The sequence below is a fragment of the Hymenobacter ruber genome, from assembly GCF_054783255.1.
In genome coordinates, this window is the sequence record NZ_BAAGQX010000004.1 from 1,935,519 (window position 1) to 1,955,797 (window position 20,279).

The 20,279-nt window shown below is 62.8% G+C and carries 18 protein-coding genes; 7 read left to right on the plus strand and 11 right to left on the minus strand.

The window, feature by feature from the left end; all coding sequences use genetic code 11:
* Nucleotides 1-36: 36 nt before the first annotated feature.
* Nucleotides 37-2,109: a M1 family aminopeptidase gene (locus ACYVM5_RS18795; RefSeq protein ID WP_460619629.1), complete on the minus strand. Its 2,073-nt coding sequence runs from the start codon at nucleotides 2,107-2,109 to the stop codon at nucleotides 37-39.
* 188 nt (nucleotides 2,110-2,297) lie between these two features.
* Here ACYVM5_RS18795 and ACYVM5_RS18800 point away from each other — a divergent pair, with 188 nt between their 5' ends.
* Nucleotides 2,298-4,592: a T9SS type B sorting domain-containing protein gene (locus tag ACYVM5_RS18800; protein ID WP_460619630.1), complete on the plus strand. Its 2,295-nt coding sequence runs from the start codon at nucleotides 2,298-2,300 to the stop codon at nucleotides 4,590-4,592.
* A gap of 99 nt (nucleotides 4,593-4,691) precedes the next feature.
* Here ACYVM5_RS18800 and ACYVM5_RS18805 read toward each other — a convergent pair whose 3' ends face one another.
* From ACYVM5_RS18805 to ACYVM5_RS18815, 3 genes are all read right to left on the minus strand, one after another.
* A complete protein-coding gene (locus ACYVM5_RS18805; RefSeq protein ID WP_460619631.1) occupies nucleotides 4,692-5,345 on the minus strand; it encodes a cytochrome c oxidase subunit 3 in 654 nt (217 codons plus the stop codon).
* 85 nt (nucleotides 5,346-5,430) lie between these two features.
* On the minus strand, nucleotides 5,431-5,769 hold the full coding sequence (locus tag ACYVM5_RS18810; RefSeq protein WP_460619632.1) for a hypothetical protein: 339 nt from the start codon (nucleotides 5,767-5,769) through the stop codon (nucleotides 5,431-5,433).
* Entirely contained in the window at nucleotides 5,762-6,007 is a 246-nt protein-coding gene (locus tag ACYVM5_RS18815) for a hypothetical protein (RefSeq protein ID WP_460619633.1), read from the minus strand. Before ACYVM5_RS18815 ends, ACYVM5_RS18810 begins: the two co-directional genes overlap by 8 nt.
* A gap of 78 nt (nucleotides 6,008-6,085) precedes the next feature.
* Here ACYVM5_RS18815 and ACYVM5_RS18820 point away from each other — a divergent pair, with 78 nt between their 5' ends.
* The 4 genes from ACYVM5_RS18820 (at nucleotide 6,086) to ACYVM5_RS18835 (ending at nucleotide 10,036) form a co-directional block, all read left to right on the plus strand.
* A complete protein-coding gene (locus ACYVM5_RS18820; RefSeq protein ID WP_460619634.1) occupies nucleotides 6,086-6,727 on the plus strand; it encodes a TapB family protein in 642 nt (213 codons plus the stop codon).
* A gap of 68 nt (nucleotides 6,728-6,795) precedes the next feature.
* The gene (locus ACYVM5_RS18825) at nucleotides 6,796-7,647 is read left to right on the plus strand and encodes a hydroxymethylglutaryl-CoA lyase (protein WP_460619635.1); all 852 of its coding nucleotides are present in this window, start codon (nucleotides 6,796-6,798) and stop codon (nucleotides 7,645-7,647) included.
* A 334-nt stretch (nucleotides 7,648-7,981) separates the two neighbouring features.
* The gene (locus ACYVM5_RS18830; RefSeq protein WP_460619636.1) at nucleotides 7,982-8,731 is read left to right on the plus strand and encodes a (Fe-S)-binding protein; all 750 of its coding nucleotides are present in this window, start codon (nucleotides 7,982-7,984) and stop codon (nucleotides 8,729-8,731) included.
* 45 nt (nucleotides 8,732-8,776) lie between these two features.
* The gene (locus ACYVM5_RS18835) at nucleotides 8,777-10,036 is read left to right on the plus strand and encodes an O-antigen ligase family protein (RefSeq protein WP_460619637.1); all 1,260 of its coding nucleotides are present in this window, start codon (nucleotides 8,777-8,779) and stop codon (nucleotides 10,034-10,036) included.
* Nucleotides 10,037-10,082: 46 nt separating this feature from the next.
* On the opposite strand, the gene dapA is transcribed toward ACYVM5_RS18835, so the two are convergent.
* The gene (gene dapA, locus ACYVM5_RS18840) at nucleotides 10,083-10,967 is read right to left on the minus strand and encodes a 4-hydroxy-tetrahydrodipicolinate synthase family protein (protein ID WP_460619638.1); all 885 of its coding nucleotides are present in this window, start codon (nucleotides 10,965-10,967) and stop codon (nucleotides 10,083-10,085) included.
* A gap of 147 nt (nucleotides 10,968-11,114) precedes the next feature.
* Here dapA and ACYVM5_RS18845 point away from each other — a divergent pair, with 147 nt between their 5' ends.
* Nucleotides 11,115-12,050: a polysaccharide deacetylase family protein gene (locus ACYVM5_RS18845; protein ID WP_460619639.1), complete on the plus strand. Its 936-nt coding sequence runs from the start codon at nucleotides 11,115-11,117 to the stop codon at nucleotides 12,048-12,050.
* A gap of 109 nt (nucleotides 12,051-12,159) precedes the next feature.
* Here the strand turns inward: ACYVM5_RS18845 and ACYVM5_RS18850 are convergent, their stop codons facing one another.
* From ACYVM5_RS18850 to ACYVM5_RS18875, 6 genes are all read right to left on the minus strand, one after another.
* The gene (locus ACYVM5_RS18850; RefSeq protein WP_460619640.1) at nucleotides 12,160-12,681 is read right to left on the minus strand and encodes a hypothetical protein; all 522 of its coding nucleotides are present in this window, start codon (nucleotides 12,679-12,681) and stop codon (nucleotides 12,160-12,162) included.
* A 138-nt stretch (nucleotides 12,682-12,819) separates the two neighbouring features.
* Nucleotides 12,820-14,943 (minus strand): NAD-dependent DNA ligase LigA, encoded by a 2,124-nt coding sequence (gene ligA / locus ACYVM5_RS18855; RefSeq protein ID WP_460619641.1) that lies wholly within the window; start codon nucleotides 14,941-14,943, stop codon nucleotides 12,820-12,822.
* A 143-nt stretch (nucleotides 14,944-15,086) separates the two neighbouring features.
* Nucleotides 15,087-15,698 (minus strand): DUF4920 domain-containing protein, encoded by a 612-nt coding sequence (locus tag ACYVM5_RS18860; RefSeq protein ID WP_460619642.1) that lies wholly within the window; start codon nucleotides 15,696-15,698, stop codon nucleotides 15,087-15,089.
* A gap of 92 nt (nucleotides 15,699-15,790) precedes the next feature.
* Nucleotides 15,791-16,411 (minus strand): hypothetical protein, encoded by a 621-nt coding sequence (locus ACYVM5_RS18865; protein ID WP_460619643.1) that lies wholly within the window; start codon nucleotides 16,409-16,411, stop codon nucleotides 15,791-15,793.
* Nucleotides 16,412-16,655: 244 nt separating this feature from the next.
* Entirely contained in the window at nucleotides 16,656-17,408 is a 753-nt protein-coding gene (locus ACYVM5_RS18870) for a hypothetical protein (protein WP_460619644.1), read from the minus strand.
* Nucleotides 17,408-19,261, minus strand: coding sequence for a S8/S53 family peptidase (locus ACYVM5_RS18875; RefSeq protein ID WP_460619645.1), 1,854 nt, complete (start codon nucleotides 19,259-19,261; stop codon nucleotides 17,408-17,410). The genes ACYVM5_RS18870 and ACYVM5_RS18875 overlap by 1 nt, the downstream gene beginning before the upstream one ends.
* A 95-nt stretch (nucleotides 19,262-19,356) precedes the next feature.
* Between ACYVM5_RS18875 and ACYVM5_RS18880 the strand changes: the two genes are divergently transcribed.
* Nucleotides 19,357-20,199, plus strand: coding sequence for an OmpA/MotB family protein (locus ACYVM5_RS18880; protein ID WP_460619646.1), 843 nt, complete (start codon nucleotides 19,357-19,359; stop codon nucleotides 20,197-20,199).
* Nucleotides 20,200-20,279: the final 80 nt, after the last annotated feature.

Here is a 20,279-nt window from a genome sequence, read left to right on the forward strand (position 1 = left end):
CATTGGGAGCGGCTTTTTTCATGCGCAAGCGAAAAACTACTCCCGCACGAACTGCCCCCGGCCCAGCATGTCGCCTTCGGAGCCAAGCAGGCGCAGGTAGTACAGGCCCGGGGCGAGGGCATGGGTATCGAGTTGCGGCTGGGCGGTGCGCAGGGCCTGGCGCAGCACCACGCGGCCGGTAGCATCCACTACCTCGGCGCGGGCGGTGGTGGCGGGCACGGCGGCGAGCTGCAGCTGGTCGTGGCAGGGCACGGGGAACAGGGTGAGCGGGGCCACGCCGACGGTGGCGCGGGTGGCCAGGGCGAGGCTGTTGTCGCGCACAGGCGCAGCGGCTGGCAGGTCCAGAATCCACTGGTCGGGGTCGACGGCGATGCTGGATACCGTGCCGGCCGCCACGAACTGAAACGTTTGGACGGCTTGCGACTGGCGCAGGCGCACGGTTTGCGTGGTGCCGTTGGTGAAGGTGAGGCGGTAGTCAACCTGGGTGTCGAAGAACGGCGTGACGGTGGGCACCGAGGCCGTTTCGGTCACGCGAAGCACAACGGTATTGCCCACCTGGTTCCACCGGCCGTTGAAGGTGGGGTAGCCATTGCCCCGAAACCATTGCTGAAAGAAATAAGTGAGCGAGAAACCGGCTTCGGCCTCGAAGATGCGCTGCAGGTCGGCGGTGTGCGCGGTGGAGCCGCGGTACGTGGTCTGGTAGGTGCGCAGCGCCCGGAAAAACTTCGTATCGTCGTTCAACAGATAGCGCAGCATGTGGATGACTGCCGCGCCCTTCTTATACGTCAGGGCGGTGCTGAAAATGCGATTGACGTTGGTGGTATCGGCCACGTACACACTGCCGGAGTTCTGCTGGGCCGTGGCGTGGGCATTGTCCATCCAGGTGCGGGCCGTGGCGGGGGTAGTAAAGGTTTGATACGAAATGTATTCGCCGTAAGAAGCGAAGCCCTCATTCAGCCAGATGTCTTCCCAGGAAGCGCAGGTTACGTTGTCGCCGAACCACTGGTGGAACAGCTCGTGGGCCGTGAGGTTGAAGAAAAACCCGTCCTGCGTGGTCATGGTCTGGTGCTCCATGCCGCCGCCCAGGCCCAGCGGGGCCATGCTGTGGCCGTATTTCTCGTTGGCGAACGGGTAGAGGCCGACCAGATTGGAGTAGTTTTCGATGAAGCCGGGCGTGCGGTCAACTTCGCTCTGGTAGTAGGTCAGGGCATCCTGATTATACAGGTAGTTGACGATGGTCACCGTAGGGCCGCCCGTCGGGTGGGCGTAGTTCACATACTCCACGTAGGGCGCTACCGATACCGAAATCAGGTAATAATCAATTGGATGGCGCGATTTCCATTCGTAGCGCACCTTATTATTGGGCAGGCTCACAGTGCGTGCGAGCACGCCGTTGGAGCCCACTTTGTTGGGCAGCGTGGTGGTCACCCACACGTCGCTGGAATCGGCCTTATCGGTTAGCACCTGCTTACAGGGAAACCATTCATGGGCCGAAAACGGCTCCGACAGGCTGTAGGTGATGTTGTACGGGATGATGTTGGTATAGCCAATCTGGCCCTCGGTGCGGTTGCTGAGGCCGTTGCCGATGGCGGCCGAATTGCCGCTCGGGGCCGTGCCGTGGTAGTAGATGCGGGCATCGGCCAAGGCATTGGCGGGGGCCACCTGGGCCAGCTTCACGTTCACGTCCTGCCCCACCCGCCGGATGCCGGGCGAGCGTCTCCCGTTCACCACCACCGAGTCGATGAGCAGCGTGGCAGTGCCAGCGGGCGAGCCCACTGGAGCCTGGTACAGCTCAAACGCCAGCGAATCAAGCGCCTGGCTGCCCACCCGCACGCGCATTAGTACCGAACCGGACACGTTCAGCGAGGTATTCTCCAATGCCAAGTCGAGCTTGTAGTATTTGACATCGTAGCGGTTCATTTTGGCGCGGTGGGCCACCGAGGAAGTGGCCGTGCGCTGGGCGTTGGCGATGCGGCCCGCCGCGCACACCAGACCGGCATCCGGCCCCACCGCAATCTGGCGGGGCGCCGTGAGCGTAGATTGGGCCAGCAACAGCCCGGGAGCACCAAGCAAGGCACTGGTAAAGAGAGCGTAGAGATGACGACGCATAAGGAAAAAACGTGGAAATGCGGAGAAATAAAAGCCGGTTTGGGTCGGTTACGAATCAAGCATTCGAAGGTACGTTGGCTAAGGTAAAAATGGCTTTATTGGTCTCGGCCATTGTCCGGCTTACTATTGCCCTGGGCAGACGTATATTTCGGCTTTATCAGGATTTAATTTGCTTTTTTCCTTTTGGCATGCTCTACCGCTCCCGCCTGCTCCACCCGTGCCCGCTTGGTTTCCTGCTGTTTATAGCAACTTGGATGGGTTTGGCAGAGCCGGCGCGCGCTACGCACATTGTGGGGGGCGAAATGGAGCTGGTGCACAATTCCGGTGATTCTTACACCCTCCTGCTCAACCTCTACTTTGATGCCTACAACGGCAGTCCCAGCGCCCTCGATGCCGACCTGACAGCCAGCATTTTCGACAAGGCTACCAACGCCCGGATGCTGAACGTGCTGCTGCCCCTCACCAGCAACACCTTCGTCAGCTACACCAACCCGGCCTGCGCCAAGCCCACGCTCAGCACCCGCAAGCTGGTGTATAGCAAGGTAATTTCGCTCCCGGCGAGTGTTTACAACGGCCCGCAGGGCTACTACGCGGCTGTGGAACGCTGCTGTCGCAACAACTCCATCAGCAACATCGTGGACCCCGGTGCGGCGGCCCAAACCTTTTACCTCGAATTTCCATCGGTGGTGCGGCGCGGCCAGACTTTCTACGATTCCACGCCGCGCATCTTTCCACCCCTGGCCGACTACGCCTGCCGCGACGAGCTGTTCTATTACGATTTTGGCGGCCAGGACGCCGATAAGGACTCGCTGGTGTACGAGTTGGTGACCCCGCTCAACGGGCACTCCACCGCCAACCAGCCAAAGCCGGCTTCGGCTTCGCCAGCACCCTACGCCCCTATCACCTGGCAGCCGCCCGCCCCAGCGCTGCCGGGCCAGCCGGCACTGCCGCCATTGGGCACGCTCAACCAGATTCCGGGCACGCCCACGCTGCAAATCAACCGCTTCACGGGGCGGCTCACGGTGCGCCCCAGCAATCTGGGGCTGTTTGTGTTTGGCGTGAGCTGCTCGGAATACCGAAAGGGCGAAAAAATCGGCGAGTCGCGCCGCGATTTCCAGTTGATGGTGCTCAACTGCCCCACCAACACCAAGCCCAGCATGGTACTGCTGCCGGCTACTACCGGCAATACCCCCTACCGGCCGGGCCGCGACACCCTGCATCTGGTGCCGGGCAGTAACCACTGCGTGCGCCTGCGCTTCACCGACCCCGACCCGAACTCGCGCCTAACGCTGTCGCTTAGCCCGGTCAATTTTTCGGGTCTGCTGCCGGCTTTCACCACCGCCACCAGCGGCGCGGTGCGTAGCCCCGGCCAGCCCGATACGCTCACGGCCACCCTTTGTTTTCCTGACTGCATCAATACCCGGGGCCGGGTTTTCCTACTGGATGTGGTGGTGGGCGACGACGGCTGTAGCCTGCCCAAGCGCGATACCGTGCGCGTGGCTTTCACGTCGGTGCCACCGCCCAACTCGCCGCCTACGCTCACCACCACGGCCGGGCCGGGCCTGCCTTTGCATGTGCGGGTGGGCGACCTGGTCACCTTCAACCTGACCGGAAACGACCCCGACAACGACCCCATCCAGCTGGAAATGACCGGCCAGGGCTTCAATCCTGCCAGCCTGGGGGCCACCCTCACGCAGGCCCCGGCGGGCAACCAGCAGCAGGGGCGCTTTTCCTGGCGAGTGGACTGCCGGGCCGTGGGGCCAGATTCGCTGCTGGTATTTCAGTTCGCGGCGGCAACTTCGCCGTGTACCGAGCGGCAGGCCGCTATGATTTCGGTGCCCGTTGTGGTGCGCTACGCCAATACCCCGCCGGTGCTCACGGCCAGTCCGCTTTTTCCGCTGCCTGCCAGCCCTGGAGTGCTGCCCGTGGTGCGCCTGCCGCTGGGCGCTACGTTCACCACCGCGCTGGCCGGGGCCGATGCCGACCGCGACGGCCTGACGTTGACGGCCACCAGCGAGAATTTTGCCCTGGCCGAAGCTGGCATGAGCTTCACGGCTCAGAACGGCGAGGGCGTGGCGGCCGGCACTTTTCGCTGGGACGTGAGCTGCGATGCCGTGGTGTTGCATCGCCCCCTGGATGTGACCTTCCGGCTGGTGGACGCCACCTGCCGGCCCGTTCCCCAGACACAGACTGTGCGCTTCGAAGTCATTCGGCCCGAGTCGCCGGAGCTGAAGCTTTACAACATCATCACTCCGAACGGCGACCGGGTGAACGACGAGTTCCGCTTGCCGGAGCTGCCGCTCAACTTCTGCGATGAGCAATTTGCCAGCATCCGGATTTTCTCGCGCTGGGGCCAGCAGCTGTTCGAGTCGCACGACCGGGAATTCCGGTGGCCCGGGGAAGGAAGCGGCAGCCTGTACTATTATTTGGTGACTTACACCGACGGCCGCACTTTCAAAGGCTGGCTGGAAGTGAAGCCTTAATCTGATTTAGACTCGCTCCATTTTCAGCAAGAAGTCCCGCTACAACTGTAGCGGGACTTCTTGCTGAAAACCAATATTATATAGCCCGAAATTCCAATTTTAATACATAAACAGAAAGACGGCAAATAACGCAACCCACAGCACGTCGATGAAATGCCAATAGGTGTTCATGAGCTGTAATTGGCGCCGGTAATACGGGTTTCGGATGAACACGAGCGAGCGCACGGCGTCGCGGTCAGCGTGGGTTACGCGTAGCAGCAACGCCAGCAAAAACAGCATCCCGCCCAACAAATGGGCTACGTGCAGCGCCGATATCAGGTAGATGAACTGGCCGCTACTGGTGCTGGTGCGGCCCTGAAAAAACACGCCCTGCGTCATCAACTCGCGCCAGCCCAGCACTTGCAGACCGGCAAATACGCAGCCCAGCAGCAGGGTGGCTCCCAGGCATCGGGCCAGGCTGCCCAGGTCGTCCTGAGTGTAGAGGCGCCGGGCCTGGCCGATGGTATAGCTGCTCAGGAGCAGCACAATGGTGCTGAGGGAAAAGTAGCGGGGCAGCGGATGCAGCCCGGTGGGCACCCCACTCCGCAGGCGGGTGGTAACGTAGGCCGCTACAAGCATTAAGAACATAATGGCAATGGCAACCATGGCCAGATAGCCTGCCACCAGGAGCGGAGGCAGGCGTTCGATACGGCCAAACGACGACGAGTTTCGCCGCGCTCCAACCTGATTATCACGTTCGAATTCGGAGTTCATGGGGTAGCACCAAGGGAGATACTACCAAAACTAACGCGGTGATAATTAGTTGCACACCGGCCCGGATTTGCCCGAAAGTTGCGCTCTACTTGAAGAACGAGCCAATCTTGCCCAGCACGGCATTGAGCGTGATTTTGGGGGTGCGCTGCATGCCAAACGTGACGTAGGTTTTGCCGCCTACGCGCAGGTCGAGCACCCAGCCCAGCTGCCGGGCCAGGTCGTTGATTTGCTGGAGCGGGTCGGGGCCGCTGGATTTAGGAGCTTTGGGGGTGCCCGGCGGCTTGGGCGGGCCGGCCGTGAGCTCGTCGAGCACCTGCTGGCTGGGGATATTCAAAATAAGGTAGGTCCCGGCGGCGGCCAGCTGCAGCGCGTGGCCATTCCAGTTGATGACCAGCTGAGCCTCGATTTCGAGCGTGCTAGGCACCGGGGTTGGGGGTGCTGCTGGTGGGCAATTGGGGCGTCGAGGCAGGCTGCTCGCCCCGCGTGCGGATGCGCAGCGAGCCGTTCAGCTTCCAGGTGGCGGCCGGGGCGTTGGGGTTTTGCGGGTTGGGCACTTGCAGCTCCATTTGGTCGAAGGCACAGCTTAGCTCCACACCGCCCGAAAGCTTGCCGAGCAGCGAGGCGGCCATATCGGCCCAGTTGGGAGAGGAAGAATCAGGCATAAAACAGCAAATGGGTGGTGAAAAACGAGGGGTCAAAACGCCCGTCAGCGCGGGCCAACCGGCCGCAAAGTACGACCTTTGCCCCTGCTAACGCAACGCGCAGGCCAGAGTTGCTGTTTCATCCGCCACGCAGGAAACCTGCGTAGAGTACCTCCGACCGCTGTTGTTATTTATCGTTCGATGCATTTCCCCACTATCCGCCCGCTTCACGCGGCAGCCTTTCTCCTGTTGATTTCGGTTCCTGCACAGGCCCAGCTTTCTGCCGAATCTGCTCATGCTCCCCGCGTTGCCGACATTTCAGACCTTGCTTTTGAGCCCAGTGGTCCATTTGCCAGCCAGGCCGCTACGATGGGAGTGCACGAAGGCTCAAATCTGAAATATGTGCTGCTTGATGCTCAGGGCAAGACCATGGCAGGCCCGACCGGGGCAATTGCCTTGGCTGGCAGCACTGCGCGGGCAAAGAATGAGCTGGAGCCCCTGCTGAAACAATGCCGGGCGGGCGCGGCTCCAACGCTGGTAACCGTTCCGGCTGGCACTTTCAGCTGCTACCCAATTGAGAGTCAATCCACACATGCTGCCACGCTCCGGCCCGGTCCGATGGTGAAAAGCGGCGGCAAGCAGGTTGATTATTACGACCCCACTGTCGGCCTTATCAAAACCGATTATTACGATAGCAACGGCCATCTGCTGCAAAGCCGGGTGCTGAGCAAGATGCGCTAGCGCACGGCCCACGGCGCGGGCTGCTACCTTTGGGGCCTCCCAAACCCGCCCCCTCACTCCTGCTGCCCATGAAGCTTATTGAATGCCCGCGCGACGCCATGCAGGGCCTGCCCGACTTCATTCCCACCGCCGTCAAAACTGCCTACCTCAACTCGCTGCTGCAGGTGGGGTTTGATACGCTGGACTTTGGTTCCTTCGTGTCGCCCAAAGCCATTCCGCAGCTGCGCGACACCGCCGAAGTGCTGGCCGGCCTCGACCTCGGCACTACCCGCACCAAGCTACTGGCCATCGTGGCCAACCTGCGTGGGGCCGAAGCCGCCCTGCAACATCCCGAAATCAGCTACCTGGGCTTCCCCCTCTCGGTTTCCGAAACCTTCCAGCGGCGCAATACCAACCAGAGCCCAGCCGAAGCACTGGCCGAGGTAGCCGCCATGCACGAGCGCTGCGAGCAGCACGGCAAAACGCTGGTTACTTACCTCTCCATGGGTTTCGGCAACCCCTACGGCGATGCCTGGAACCCGGAAATCGTAACCGATTTCACGGCTAAGCTGGCGGCGTTGGGCATTCGCATCGTGGCGTTGTCCGATACCATCGGGGCCAGCACGGCGGCGACGATTGAACCCCTGTTTTCGGCGCTGATTCCGGCTTTCCCCGGCATTGAGTTTGGGGCGCATTTGCACACCACGCCCACCTCCTGGCGCGAGAAAGTGGCCGCCGCCTACGCGGCCGGCTGCCGCCGTTTCGATGGCGCGATTGGCGGCATAGGGGGCTGCCCCATGGCGGCCGATGAGCTGACGGGCAACATGGCCACCGAGAATTTATTGGCTTTTCTGGCCGGACAAGGCGTGGCGACCGGATTGGATACGGACGCGTTTGGCCGGGCACAGGTCTTGGCAAACACTGTTTTTCCTAGTCATTAAGATATATTTAGCCCGTGGACGCTGCTACAAAGCCGATAATTGGAATAGAATTCTTTAACAGACAAGCAACAAAGCTGATGCTGTGGATAGAATTGGCTTGCATTGAAGTAGCGTTAGAAACGGGTATAGAGTACCGGATAGAGTCAGACGATACTGAGTACAGAATCGAGTTTAACGACGGTGAGTCGGTGACGCTTTACTTGCAATATCGATTCGGCCCTAAAGTATTCAAAAGGCCCTATTCAACAGATTTCAAGAATCCGGGAGACTGGGAATTAATTGAGGATTATTCAGACATATAGCAACCGTCAAAATCATTCCCTCGCAACCACTCATGCCGACCCAGACCACCGTCGATATTTTTATTCCCTGCTTTGTCGACCAGCTTTACCCGGTCACGGCCATGCACATGGTGCGCGTGCTGGAACGGGTAGGCGTGACCGTCAACTACAACCCCAACCAAACCTGCTGCGGCCAGCCGGCCTACAACGCCGGTTACGTGGACCAGAGCCGGGCCGTGGCCGACAAATTCCTCGCTGATTTTGCCGCCCCCGCCACCGACCAGCAGCGCTACATTGTGAGCCCCTCGGCCTCGTGCGTGGGCATGGTGCGCAACAGCTACACCGATTTATACGCCGGCCGGCCCGAACAGGCAACCTGCCAGGGCGTGCAGGGCCGTGTGTACGAACTAACTGAATTTCTGATCGATGTGCTGGGCATCACGGCCGTGCCGGGGGCGCGGCTGGCCGGCAAGTACACCTACCACGACTCCTGCTCGGGCCTGCGCGAATGCGGCCTTCGGGCCCAGCCGCGCCAGCTGCTGGATGCCGTAGCCGGCCTGGAGCGCCTCGAAATGGCCGAAACCACCACCTGCTGCGGCTTCGGCGGCACGTTTGCGGTCAAGTTTGAAGCCATTTCGGTGGCCATGGCCCAGCAGAAGGTGGAGCACGCCCTCGACACCGGGGCCGACTTCATTGTGAGCACCGACGTGAGCTGCCTCATGCACCTCGAATCCTATATTAAAAAGGAGAAGCTGCCGTTGAAGTGCCTGCACGTGGCCGATGTGCTGGCCAGCGGCTGGTAACTGGCTCTTCGCATTATCCCTGTTTCTCCCCTCCTTATCACTTTCGTGCAGCATTATTTATCCGGCCGGCTCTCGCAGTATCTGCTGCTGCTGGCTTGTTTGGCAGGCATTGCGGGCCTGCTGGCTTCCCGGGCGCTGATTGCCATTGCGCCCATTGTGGGCGTGGTGGCAGCCCTGGCCAACCCGCAGTTGCGGCGCGCCATTCCGGGCTATTTCCGGAACGGGGCGGCCATGCGGGCGGCGGCCGTGGTGGTTTTCCTGCTGATTAGCGGTTGCTACACGACAGAGTTGCTGGTGTGGCGGCACGAGCTGTTCCGCGACCTGACCTGGCTGGCGGTACCGCTGGCCTTCACGTTGGCCGTGCCCCTCACGCGGGGGCAGCGCCTGGCGGTGGGTAGCGTGTTTGTGCTGGGCGTGGCGGCAGCGGGCCTCGCCACGCTGGTACAGTACTGGCAAAACGCCACCTTTGCCAACGAGGAAATCATATTTGGGAAGAACATGCCGGCCTTCACCCATATTTTCCACATCTCGTTCGGGGTCATGCTGGCCTTGGGCTGCTGCTGGGGGCTGCTATTGCGCCGCGAGGCGCTGGCCGGCCGGCTGCTGCGCGGGGCACTACTGGCGGCGGCAGCGGCGGCGGCTATCACGCTGCACATATTAGCCTACCGCACGGGTTTACTCGTGTTCTACACAGCCTTGTTTGCGGTCGTCGTGCGCCTGTTGCTGCGCCGCAATCTGGCGCTGGGCCTGGGCTTGCTGGCGTTGTTGGTGCTGGGGCCGTGGGCGGCCTACCACGGGCTGGAGTCGGTGCAACAGCGGGTAGAGGCCACGCACTGGGACCTCGAACAGTTTACCACAGGCCACGACATCAACCACTATTCGTTGTCGCGCCGACTGGCGGCCATCGAAACGGCGGTCCACGTCATAGCCCAGCACTGGCTGGTGGGCGTGGCCCCGGCCGATGCCCGCGCCGCTATGATGACTCAGTACGACTGGCAGGGTTTCGGCCTCGAGCCCGAAAACCGCATCGAAGTGCACAACCAATTCCTGCAAGCCATGGTGGGCGGCGGCATCGTGGGCCTGGCCCTGCTGCTGGCCGTAATGTTCTGGCCGCTCACCCGGCCCTGGGCGCGGCGGCAGCTGGCCATCGGGCTATTTATGCTGATGCAGGCCACCAGCATGCTGGTGGATGCGCCCCTAGACCTACAGCTGGGCCTGAACCTGTTCGTGTTCGGCTACGGCTTCCTGGTGGTGGCTGGCGAGCGCCGCGCCACCGAAGCGCTGGCCGAGCCACAAGCCAACTGACCAGACTCGGTAGTGCTTCCGTGGCGCGGTAGTTGCGCCCACTTATTTACAGCGCTTTCCGAATCCGGTCCTTCAGGCCCTCGGTGGCTTCCAGCAGCGGCAGGCGCACGGCCGCGCCGCACACCCCCAGGGCTTCGAGCACGGCTTTCACGCCCACGGGGTTGCTTTCCTCGTACATGAGCGGGTTGAGGGGCAGCAGATGAAACAGGCCCTCGCGGGCGGCGGCGAAATCGCCGGCCAGCGCGGCCCGGGTGAGGTCGGCAAAGCGCTTGGGGAAGGCATTGGCCAGCACCGAAATAACACCTTCGCCGCCGCAGGCAATGAGGGCAGGCGTGAGCATATCATCGCCGGAAAGCAGCAGGAAGTCCTTGGGCTTGCGGGCCGCGATGGCCAGGCACTGCTCCATGAAGCCACTGGCTTCCTTGATGCCAATGATGTTGGGGTGCTGGGCCAGGCGCAGCGTAGTTTCGGCGGTGAGGTTGGAAGCCGTGCGGCCGGGCACGTTGTAGAGGATAATGGGCAGCGGGCTGGCATCGGCCAGGCGGGTGTAATGCGCAATGATGCCGGCTTGGCTGGGCTTGTTATAGGCCGGACTGGCCGACAGAATGGCGGCCACGCCGCTGAGGTCGGTGGTGCGCAGGGCCTCCTCGGCGGCGGCCGTGTCGTTGGAGCCAATGCCATAGACCAGCGGTACGCGGCTGGCCACGTGCTCCACGGCCACGCGCAGCAGCTCGGATTTCTCAGCCGCCGTGGTGGTGGGCGACTCGCCGGTGGTGCCATTCACCACCAGGTATTCGACTCCGCCGTCGATGCAGAAATCGAGCAGGCGGCGCCAGCCGGCGTAGTCCACGGCCTGTTCCGGGGTGAAGGGGGTGACCAGGGCCACGCCCGTGCCATGAAACGCGGGAAGACGGGAGCCAGATTTGTTCATGCCGGGAGTTTGGGAGTTAGTTTTGTGGGCTGCAAAAGTAGCAGGTAGGCTTGCTATTCGGCGGTCCTGCTTGCCAGAACGTCTTGCCTCCTCTCTGTCATCCCCTTATTTTCTCTGGTTGCGAAGCTCAGCTTCGTGCGTGTTTCAATGAAATTTTCTTCTGCTTCCCTCCTGCTGGCAGCCCTCGCCGTGGCCGCCTGCGACTCTAAAACCGCCACCACCGGCGAAGCTTCCAAAAGCAATGCCACGGTAGAAGCCGCCCCCGCCGACTCGGCCACCGACCCCGCCGCGGCCGAAACCTCCGGCACTCGCGCCACGGCCACCGACGAGGCCAACGCCACGCCCGCCCCGGCCCCCAGCTCTATTCCGGCCAGCAAGGCCGGCGATGCGGCGGCTATTTTGGCCCGGCCGCAGGTGCCTATCCTCTGCTACCACCAGATTCGGGACTGGACGGCCCGCGACTCCAAAGGTGCCAAGGACTACATTGTGCCCATCGCGGCCTTCAAGGCCCAGATTAAGATGCTGGCCGACTCGGGCTACCACACCATTTCGCCCGACCAGCTCTACGCCTACATGACCACCGGGGCCAAGCTGCCGAGCAAGCCCATCATGCTCACCTTCGACGACACCGACCTCGACCAGTTCACCATCGCCCGGCCCACGCTGGAGCAGTACGGCTACAAGGCCATGTACTTCGTGATGACCGTGAGCCTGGGCCGCCCCCACTACATGACCAAGGCCATGGTGAAGCAGCTCTCCGACGAGGGCAACGTCATCGGCTCGCACACCTGGGACCACCACAACGTGAAGAAATACCAGGGCAAGGACTGGGAAACCCAAATCGACAAGCCAACTAAAACGCTGGAGGAAATCACGGGCAAGAAAATCAACTACTTCGCCTACCCCTTCGGCCTCTGGAACACCCAGGCCTTCCCCGAGCTGAAAAAGCGCGGCTTCGTGGCCGCCTTCTCGCTGGCCGAAAAGCGCGACCAGCAGGACCCGCTCTTCACCATCCGCCGCATCATTGCCAGCGGCTACTGGTCGCCCAAGACGCTGCGCAACAACATCGTGCAGTCGTTCTAAGCACTATCAACTAGGTAGCGCGGACTTTGTAGTCCGCGCTTCATTACACAAAAAAGTCCCCGCCAGTTGCTGACGGGGACTTTTTGCATTTAAATCACTGCGGAAAAGCTTACGGAGCTTTCACACCGCCGGTACCGCTGGCGGCGGGCGGCATGCCCGGCGGCACCTGATGCACCACTATCACGAAGGGAAATTCGCCCTTCATCTGGCTATAGATTGTGGCTTCGTAGTCGGGGCCTTGGTAACGCACGGCTTCGCAGCTGGGGCAGGTCACGGGCTGGGCGGTGAGCTTGCGGCTTTTGAGCTCGCGGTTCAGCTCGCGCACGCAACTGGCCTGGGTGGTTTTCAGCACCACGTCCTGGCCGGGGCGCTGAGCGCGCATTTGCAGGCGGGCCGAAGGCGCGGTGGCACCCGAAGGCACAAACGTCCAGGCGGCCTCGCGCACGGTGGCGGTGGGCCCGATGTACGTCCATTCGAAGGTGAGATGGTCCGTCACCACTTTGGGGGCGGTAAGGGCCGTAGGCTCGGCCCCGATGGCCAACAAATCGGCCAGCCCGACGCACTGCGCCCGCACCACCGGGGCGCAAATGGCCGAGCCAACGAGGAATGCAAAAAGAAGAAGTACGCGCATGGATGGGAAAATGGAGGTCAAAGGTCGGTATTTCAGGCCATAGACAAAAACTTAGCCGAATTATTTGCACCGAACCAAGCTAAATCTATCAATTTTCGCCTTCCCGCTCCCTTTTCCGGATTTCCCCGGCGGCTCGCCCTAGAACAGAGAGCCTTGCTGGCCCGGCCCCGACGCAGCGGGCGCGGGTGGCACCACCGCTTCGGTATCAGCAGCCGCTTCTTCCGGCGCACCCGCATCGGCAGTCGGCAGCATACCCATCAGGTCGTTTTCCGAGATGATGGGCACTTTGAAACCCAGGGCTTTTTCGCGCTTGGCGGGGCCCATGTTGTCGCCGGCCACAAGGTAGCTCAGCTTCTTGCTGATGGAACCCGTGATTTTGCCGCCGTTGGAGGTGATGAGGTGCTGCAATTCCTCGCGGCTATGCTGCTCGAACACGCCCGAGATGACGAACGTGAGCCCAGCCAAGCGGTCGGAAGCGGGTACGGGAGCCTCGCCGGTTACTTCCAGCTGCACGCCGGCCTGGCGCAGGCGCTCCACCAACTCGCGGTTTTCGGGCTGCTGAAACCAGTGCGCGGCCGCCACCGCAATCACGCCGCCCACTTCGGGCACAGCGGCCATGTCCTCGGCGGTGGCGGTCATCAGCGCGTCGATGCTGCGGTAATGGGCGGCCAGCTTCTGAGCCACGGTTTCGCCCACGTAGCGAATGCCCAGTCCAAACAGCACGCGCGGAAACGGCACCTGCTTGCTGGCTTCGATGCCGGCAATGAGATTATCAATGCTCTTTTCGCCGAGGCGCTCCAGCGTCACCAGCTCGGGCCGGCGGGCGGGCAGGTCGTAGATGTCGGCGGGCGTTTTCACCATGCCCAGCTCGAAGAAGCGGCCCACGGTTTCGGCCCCAAGGCCGTCGATATTCAGGGCTTTGCGCGACACATAGTGCTCCAGCCGGGCCTTGAGCTGGGGCGGGCAGCCGCGCTCGTTGGGGCAACGGAAGTGGGCTTCGCCCTCGGGCCGCACCAGCGGGGTGCCGCAGGCCGGGCACGCCGTGGGGTACTGGATGGGCACGGCATCGGCCGGGCGGGCGGCCAGGTCGACGCCAGTTATTTTTGGGATGATTTCGCCGCCTTTTTCCACGTACACCAGGTCGCCGAGGCGCAGGTCGAGCAGCTCAATCTGGTTGGCGTTGTGTAGGGTGGCGCGCTTCACCACGGTGCCGGCCAGCGGCACGGGCGTGAGCACGGCTACCGGCGTCACGGCCCCGGTGCGGCCCACGTTGTAGAGCACGTCGTTGAGGCGGGTGCGGGCGGCCTCGGCGGGGTACTTGTAGGCAATGGCCCAGCGGGGGCTTTTGGCGGTGTAGCCCAACTGGTCCTGCTGGCGCAAATTGTCAACTTTGATGACGATGCCATCGGTTGCCACGGGCAGGTCGAATCGTTTTTTGGCCCAGTAATGCACGAAGTCCAGCACTTCCTCGATGTTGGAAGCCCGCCGCCAGGTGTCCGACACGGGCAGACCGTAGGCCGTTAGCGCCTCCAGCGCGTCGCTGTGGCTGGCAAAGTGGCGGCCCGGTGTGAGCAGCGAGTAGGCGTAGAACCGCAGCTTGCGGGCCGCCACCTGGGCCGAGTTCTGGAGCTTGAGGGTGCCGCTGGCGGCGTTGCGAGGGTTGGCCAGCAGGGCCTCCCCGTTTTGCTCACGCTCGGCGTTCAGCTCCTCAAACACGGGCAGCGGCATAAACACCTCGCCGCGCACCTCGAAATCAGTGGGTTGGTCTGGGCCGGGGCGCAGGGCCAACGGCAGGGTTTTGATGGTGCGCACGTTGGCGGTTACCACATCGCCACGGGTGCCGTCGCCGCGCGTCACGCCTTGCGTGAGCTGGCCGTACTCGTAGCGCAGGCTCATGGCCACGCCATCAATTTTCAGCTCGCAAACGTAGGCGTAGGGCGCGCCCTCCAAGCCCTTTTGGACCCGCTCGTCGAACTCGCGCAGGTCGTCTTCGGAGTAAGTATTGCCCAGGCTGAGCATGGGGAAGCGGTGCACCGCCGTGGGAAACTGCTTGGTGATGGTACCACCCACGCGGCGGGTGGGCGAGTTGGGCAGGGCCAGGTCGGGGTGCGCGGCTTCGAGTTGTTGCAGCTCGGCCAGGAGTTGGTCGAATTCCTGGTCGGGAATTTCGGAAATATCGAGCTGATAATACTGGTGGTTGAGGTGGTGCAGCTGCTCGGTGAGGGCCTGAATGCGGTGCTGGATGGCGGGAGTATCGGGCATGGCGGGAGTGCCGGACGCGGCAAATCGAAGTCAATTAGAACAAGAGACGCAAGCTACGGCAGCGGGCCAAAACACGCCGTAAAATAGAAAAAGCCGCCCGATTGGGCAGCTTTTTCTATAAGTTCAGAGTCAGGGCTTAAACGTTAGTTCTGCACCAGAACCCCATCAGCCATAAAGTTCAGCTCCTGCTTGGGCTGGGTGATGGCGGCAATTTCGGGCTCGGGCTTGCCGGCATCGCGCAGGTAGTGCTGCTGGTCGGCCACGCTCACGGTTTCGCGGTGCGCCCAGCCACTTACTACCACGGTGTGGCCGCTGAGGTCTTTGGGTACGAAGAAGGCGTAATCACGGAAGCGGACGCGCATCTGCTGGCCGTCGGCGGTGGGCAGGGTCATCCAGCAGCCTTTGGCCTGGCACACGGCGGTGGCTTTGCCCACCAGCTTCACCTGGGCCGAGTCGCGGCTGCCCAGGGCGGCATTCAGGGCGCTCATGGGCACTGCGCCGGCCGGGGTGATGGCCGCACCGTAGGTCTGGCCGGGCGTGGCCGGGGCAATGCTGGTATTGCCCGGGGCTTCGCCTTCTTCCTCTTCGCCCTCGGCGTTGGCACCGGCACCCTTGGGTACTTCGGAGTCGTGGCCGTTTACTTCCTGCTGCCCCTGGGGCACCGGCAGCACGGGGTTGATGGGAGCCGAAGGAAAGAATTTCAACAGCAGCAGAATGGCGACCAATACGCCAGCGAAAGAGAGAATGAATTTCATGGTTCAGGAAATGAGAAGTAGTAGCAAATGCGTGGCGGCCGCACCAATTGGCTTGGCTACCACCTTAAATCAAAAAATGAGGCCAGTAGCATTTACTGACTAATAACTACTGCCTTGTGCATCTTTCGAGCGTAGGCCATGCGGCGCTCGGCCCCGCCCGCGCCCGTGTAGTCGAAGCCCACGGTGGTGGGGTCTTCGCGCAGGGCCGCCCAGGTTTTGGCGTCTACTTCGGCGGGCTGCTCGGTACCGGCCGGAATGGCGGGCTGCATGAAATGGGCATCGGCGAAGAAGCTGTTCATGCCCTGCAAAATGGCAATTTCCTGGTCGCGCACGCTGGCCGACTGCGGGTCGGCAATATCGGTGTGGGTGAGCAGGGCGCGCGCCGGCAGCACCTCGTGGCGCAGGGTATCGCCGGTGCTGCTGGTCACGATGAGGTGGGCCTGGGCCGTGAGCACACGGGGGCCGCGCAGCTGCAGAATGAAATTATCCTTGGTGGCCGGGTCCGAAAACGAGTGGGTGGCGCTCACGGTATTGAGCACCGTTTTGCCGCTCACGCGCACGCGGCTGCCGGCGGGCGGTGGAGTATAAGTAGTGCGGGGGTCAGTAGCAGAGCTGCTTACCTCGCGCTCGGTGCTCACGCAGGAAGCCAGTTGGAGCGTGAGGCCAGCGGCCAGCAATCCCAGGGCAGAAAGTCGAAGACGTTTGATTTTCATAAAATGAAGCGCGGCCGAGAATAGGCCAGTGCACGAAGGTAAGGTGGAAAATGAAGCCGATGCTATATAGAAAACCTACGTAGGCGGCCACCGCGGGGGATTTTACGGCAAAAACGCAGCAATGGGTTTGGTATCGGCCTTTTACAGCTTGTTTGAACAGAGAATTGGCATTGCGCCGCAGCAGCAATACGAAGATGCTTTTACCCGGATTTCAGCTGCGGCGCAATGGCAGGCGTTTGGCTTGTCAAAACAAGCCTATTTCGACCCCCAGCGTCCAGCGGGGCAGCTCGGGCCAGGCGGCGTAGCCGGAGGCAAAAACCGACGAAAGCCGGTAGTGCGCCGTGAGGGCGTAGCGGTCGATGCCCACGCGCGCCCCGGCGGTGCTCGACCAGCGCCGCAGATAACCCAGCCCGCGCTCGGTGGTTTCGACGGAGCCAATGCCCGGGGCAGGGTCGTCGGTGGTGGTGTGGGCGGTGGCGGCGGCCCAACTGCCGCCGGCCAGCAAGTCGAGGTAGCTGCCCACGGCGTTGCCCCTACGGCCGCAGTTCAGGCGCACGCTGACTTCGGAAAACAGCTGGTGCAGGGCCAGGCTTTCGCTGCGGTGCAGGCTCGGGCCTGGCACACGCTTCTGCTCATCTTGCGCCAGGCTAAAGCGCTGATAGGCATAGCCCAGGTCGGCATTGAAGGCCAGCCCCTGGCTCACCCGAAACTTGAGCCGCCCGCCGACGCGCAGTTCGGCCGAGCTCAGCCCGTAGCGCACGGCCGCGCCGGTGCCAGCCGGGCCCGCCACTAGTCCGTAGCCAACGTAGGCATGCCCGAAATAGCGTCGGTTCGGGCCAAAAGTCGTTTTCACGGTATCATCGGCCACGTTGGCGTGCACCAGCACCTGCTGGGCGCGGGCGGCGGGCAGCGCCCCGGCCAGCAAGCCCAGCAGCGCCAGCCCCCGGCGCATCGCCCCGGCCGGCACCCATCGCCTGTTCGGTTTTGAGGGCTGCATTATTCTGAATAGGTGGCCGTATAGCCTTTGAAATGAACGCGCAGCACATCGCCGCCGCTGAGAAACCGGCGCGGCACCTGCACCACCAGCCGCTGCGTGACGGCCCGGGTCTCATAGCGCCGCAGCACGCCGCGCCGGTCGGCCAGGTTCCAGTAGAGGTAGGCCGGGTAGTTGGGCTCGGGCAGCGGCGCGGGGCTGGGCGCTACGGGCTGCTCACGGCCCACCCGGGGCACGTTGTCGGTGGGATTTTTGGCTTCCGGAATGGGCGCGGTGGCGGGCAGCACAGGTTCGCTCTGGTCGGCCATGAGGGGCAGCATTTCGGCCGACCGCAGCGCGGCCTCGGGGCGAATGATAACGGCCACCAGGCTGTCGTGGGGCACGAAATCGAACGTAGGTGCAGCCGCAGCTTCGGCTACCGGCGGTGCGAAATGCGCGAAGCGGGGCCGCCCCAAGCCGTGGGCATAGTCAAAATACGGGTACAGCTCCGCCGATTTTTCCAGCCCCCGAAACACCTGCATGGCCGTGAGCTGCCGGTGCTGCTGCCACAGGCAGGCTGCGAAGCCCGCCACCAGCGGCGAGGCGAACGAAGTGCCTTCCAGCCGCTCGTAGCCGCCGGGCGTGGTGGTGAGCACGATGCCGAACGCCGCCAGGTTGGGCTTGGGCCGGCGGTCGGCGGTGGGGCCGTAGGAGCTGAAATCGACGTGCAGGCCGGTTTCGGGGTCCAGCCCGCCGATGGCCAGCACCGAATCGGCATCGGCGGGCGTACCGATGCGCACCCAGTCATCGTCGCCATCGTTGCCGGCGGCGCTCACCACCAGCACGCCCTTGCGGGCGGCCAGGTTGGCGGCGCGGGCAATTAGGCTGCGGTGGCCATCCATCTGCTCGGGAAAATAGCGCTGCTCGGTGTAGGCCAACGAGGAATTGATGATGTCGGCCCCGAGGCGGTCGGCCCATTCCACGGCGGCCAGCCAGGCTTCTTCCTCGGCGTATCGCTCGCGGTGCAGCTGCTCGGTGCGCGCGAGCAGGTATTCGGCGGCGGGCGCGAGGCCCAGCGCCACGCCGGGTGCGCCGCTGGCCCCGCCGGGCAGGCGGCCGGCCAGGCAGCCCATCACCTCGGTGCCGTGGCTGCCGCCGATGAATACGTCGTCGCGGTTTCTCAGAAAATCGTGGGTGGCCACGATGCGCTTACCCGCCACCAGCTCCTGAAACGCCGGATGCTCCGGCAGCCCCCGAAAGCCCACATCGAATACCGCAATCCGCATCCCCTGCCCGACCAGGCCGGCGGCCCGCAGCGCGGCCCCGTCGAGGTGGCCGGTTTGGCGGCGAGCCAGCAGGTAGTCGTTGGCCGTGATGGGTTTGGACGAGCTGGCGGGTTGGTGGATTGTTGGGCTGGGGGATTGGTGAGCAGCAATTTCGACGTTGCGCAGCGGCCACTCTTCGACTTTGGCCACGCCGGGCAGCGCCCGTAGCGCGGCGGCCTGGGCAGGCGTAGCGCGGCAGGCTACGGCATTAAACCAGCGGCTGACCAGCGTCACGGTATCGACCCGCGCCGCAATGGCAGCTACGTAATCGGGCCGCACGGGCAGGTCGGTGGCCTCGAAGGCGGGCAGGTGCTGGCGGGCGCGGCGGGCCTGCGCGGCGGGCGAAAAGTATTGCTTCGGGTTGAAGCAAACGCCCGCCTTGTCGGCCAGCGTCACCCAATAACGCTCAGCAGGCTGCTGATTCCCAGCCGACAGGCTGCCAGACCGCGACTGAGCGGCTACCGGGCCAGGCAAGCCCAGCAGGGCCAGCGCCAGCCCGACGGCCCGGCCCAGCGGCTTCCAATAGGTGGTAACTACAGGTGGAAAGTGCATAGAATTTTGCCAAAGGTAACCCCTGCCGACGGGCTCCGTTTTAAGACTGGACCATTTCGAGGTCTAATTGACTTCTTTACTTCTCTTTCTCCTTTATGAATTTTCGCTTCTTCCCCACCCTGCTGGTGAGTGCCACGCTGCTGGCGCTGCCCGGCTGCAATCAGAAAGAAATCGCGGCCCTGCAACAGCAGAACGCCGACCTCACCAAATCGCGCGACCAGCTCGCGCTGGAAAAAAGTGCGCTGGCAGCGGCCAAAGCCCGCAACGAAGAAGAGCTGCGCAACTCATTACTTAACAAGAATCAACAGGTCAGTCAGTTGAACCAGAACCTGGGCGATGCCGAAACCGACCTCAAGAATAAAAACGCCGACCTGCAAAGCAAAGAGGCCGACCTGCAAAGCAAAAACGCCCGCATTGCCGACCTGCAAAATGCCTTGGCTGCGAAGGATGCCGCCACCAAAGCCCTCCGCCAGCGCGTTTCGGATGCACTGCTCGGCTTCAATGCGCAGGATTTGCAGGTGAGTGTGAAAAACGGCAAGGTGTACGTATCGCTCTCCGAGCAGTTGCTCTTCAAATCGGGCTCGACCAAAGTAGACCCCAAGGGGCAGGATGCCCTGCGCAAGCTGGCCACCGCCCTCAAAGACAACAAGGATGTGAACGTGCTGGTAGAAGGCCACACCGATAACGTGCCCATCAAAGGCGCTACCGCCAGCGGGGCCAAAGACAACTGGGACCTAAGCGTGATGCGGGCCACGGAAATCACCCGCCTGCTCACCACAGCCGGCATGGACCCCGCCCAGGTCACCCCCTCGGGCCGCTCGATGTATATGCCCGTGGTGGCCAACGACACCCCCGCCAACAAAGCCCTGAACCGCCGTACCGACATCATTCTCACGCCCAAGCTCGATGAGCTATTCTCAATTCTGGGACAGAATTAGGCTTGATTCCCAGCCCAACAAAACGGCCCCACCTGCTTGCGCGGGTGGGGCCGTTTTTCGTCCGTCATCCTGACAATTAC

Coding starts and splice junctions, on each gene's coding strand:
- ACYVM5_RS18795 (WP_460619629.1), bottom strand. CDS start 2,109: ATGCGTCGTCATCTCTACGCTCTCTTTACCAGTGCCTTGCTTGGTGCT.
- ACYVM5_RS18800 (WP_460619630.1), top strand. CDS start 2,298: ATGCTCTACCGCTCCCGCCTGCTCCACCCGTGCCCGCTTGGTTTCCTG.
- ACYVM5_RS18805 (WP_460619631.1), bottom strand. CDS start 5,345: ATGAACTCCGAATTCGAACGTGATAATCAGGTTGGAGCGCGGCGAAAC.
- ACYVM5_RS18815 (WP_460619633.1), bottom strand. CDS start 6,007: ATGCCTGATTCTTCCTCTCCCAACTGGGCCGATATGGCCGCCTCGCTG.
- ACYVM5_RS18825 (WP_460619635.1), top strand. CDS start 6,796: ATGAAGCTTATTGAATGCCCGCGCGACGCCATGCAGGGCCTGCCCGAC.
- ACYVM5_RS18830 (WP_460619636.1), top strand. CDS start 7,982: ATGCCGACCCAGACCACCGTCGATATTTTTATTCCCTGCTTTGTCGAC.
- dapA (WP_460619638.1), bottom strand. CDS start 10,967: ATGAACAAATCTGGCTCCCGTCTTCCCGCGTTTCATGGCACGGGCGTG.
- ACYVM5_RS18845 (WP_460619639.1), top strand. CDS start 11,115: ATGAAATTTTCTTCTGCTTCCCTCCTGCTGGCAGCCCTCGCCGTGGCC.
- ACYVM5_RS18850 (WP_460619640.1), bottom strand. CDS start 12,681: ATGCGCGTACTTCTTCTTTTTGCATTCCTCGTTGGCTCGGCCATTTGC.
- ligA (WP_460619641.1), bottom strand. CDS start 14,943: ATGCCCGATACTCCCGCCATCCAGCACCGCATTCAGGCCCTCACCGAG.
- ACYVM5_RS18860 (WP_460619642.1), bottom strand. CDS start 15,698: ATGAAATTCATTCTCTCTTTCGCTGGCGTATTGGTCGCCATTCTGCTG.
- ACYVM5_RS18865 (WP_460619643.1), bottom strand. CDS start 16,411: ATGAAAATCAAACGTCTTCGACTTTCTGCCCTGGGATTGCTGGCCGCT.
- ACYVM5_RS18870 (WP_460619644.1), bottom strand. CDS start 17,408: ATGCAGCCCTCAAAACCGAACAGGCGATGGGTGCCGGCCGGGGCGATG.
- ACYVM5_RS18875 (WP_460619645.1), bottom strand. CDS start 19,261: ATGCACTTTCCACCTGTAGTTACCACCTATTGGAAGCCGCTGGGCCGG.
- ACYVM5_RS18880 (WP_460619646.1), top strand. CDS start 19,357: ATGAATTTTCGCTTCTTCCCCACCCTGCTGGTGAGTGCCACGCTGCTG.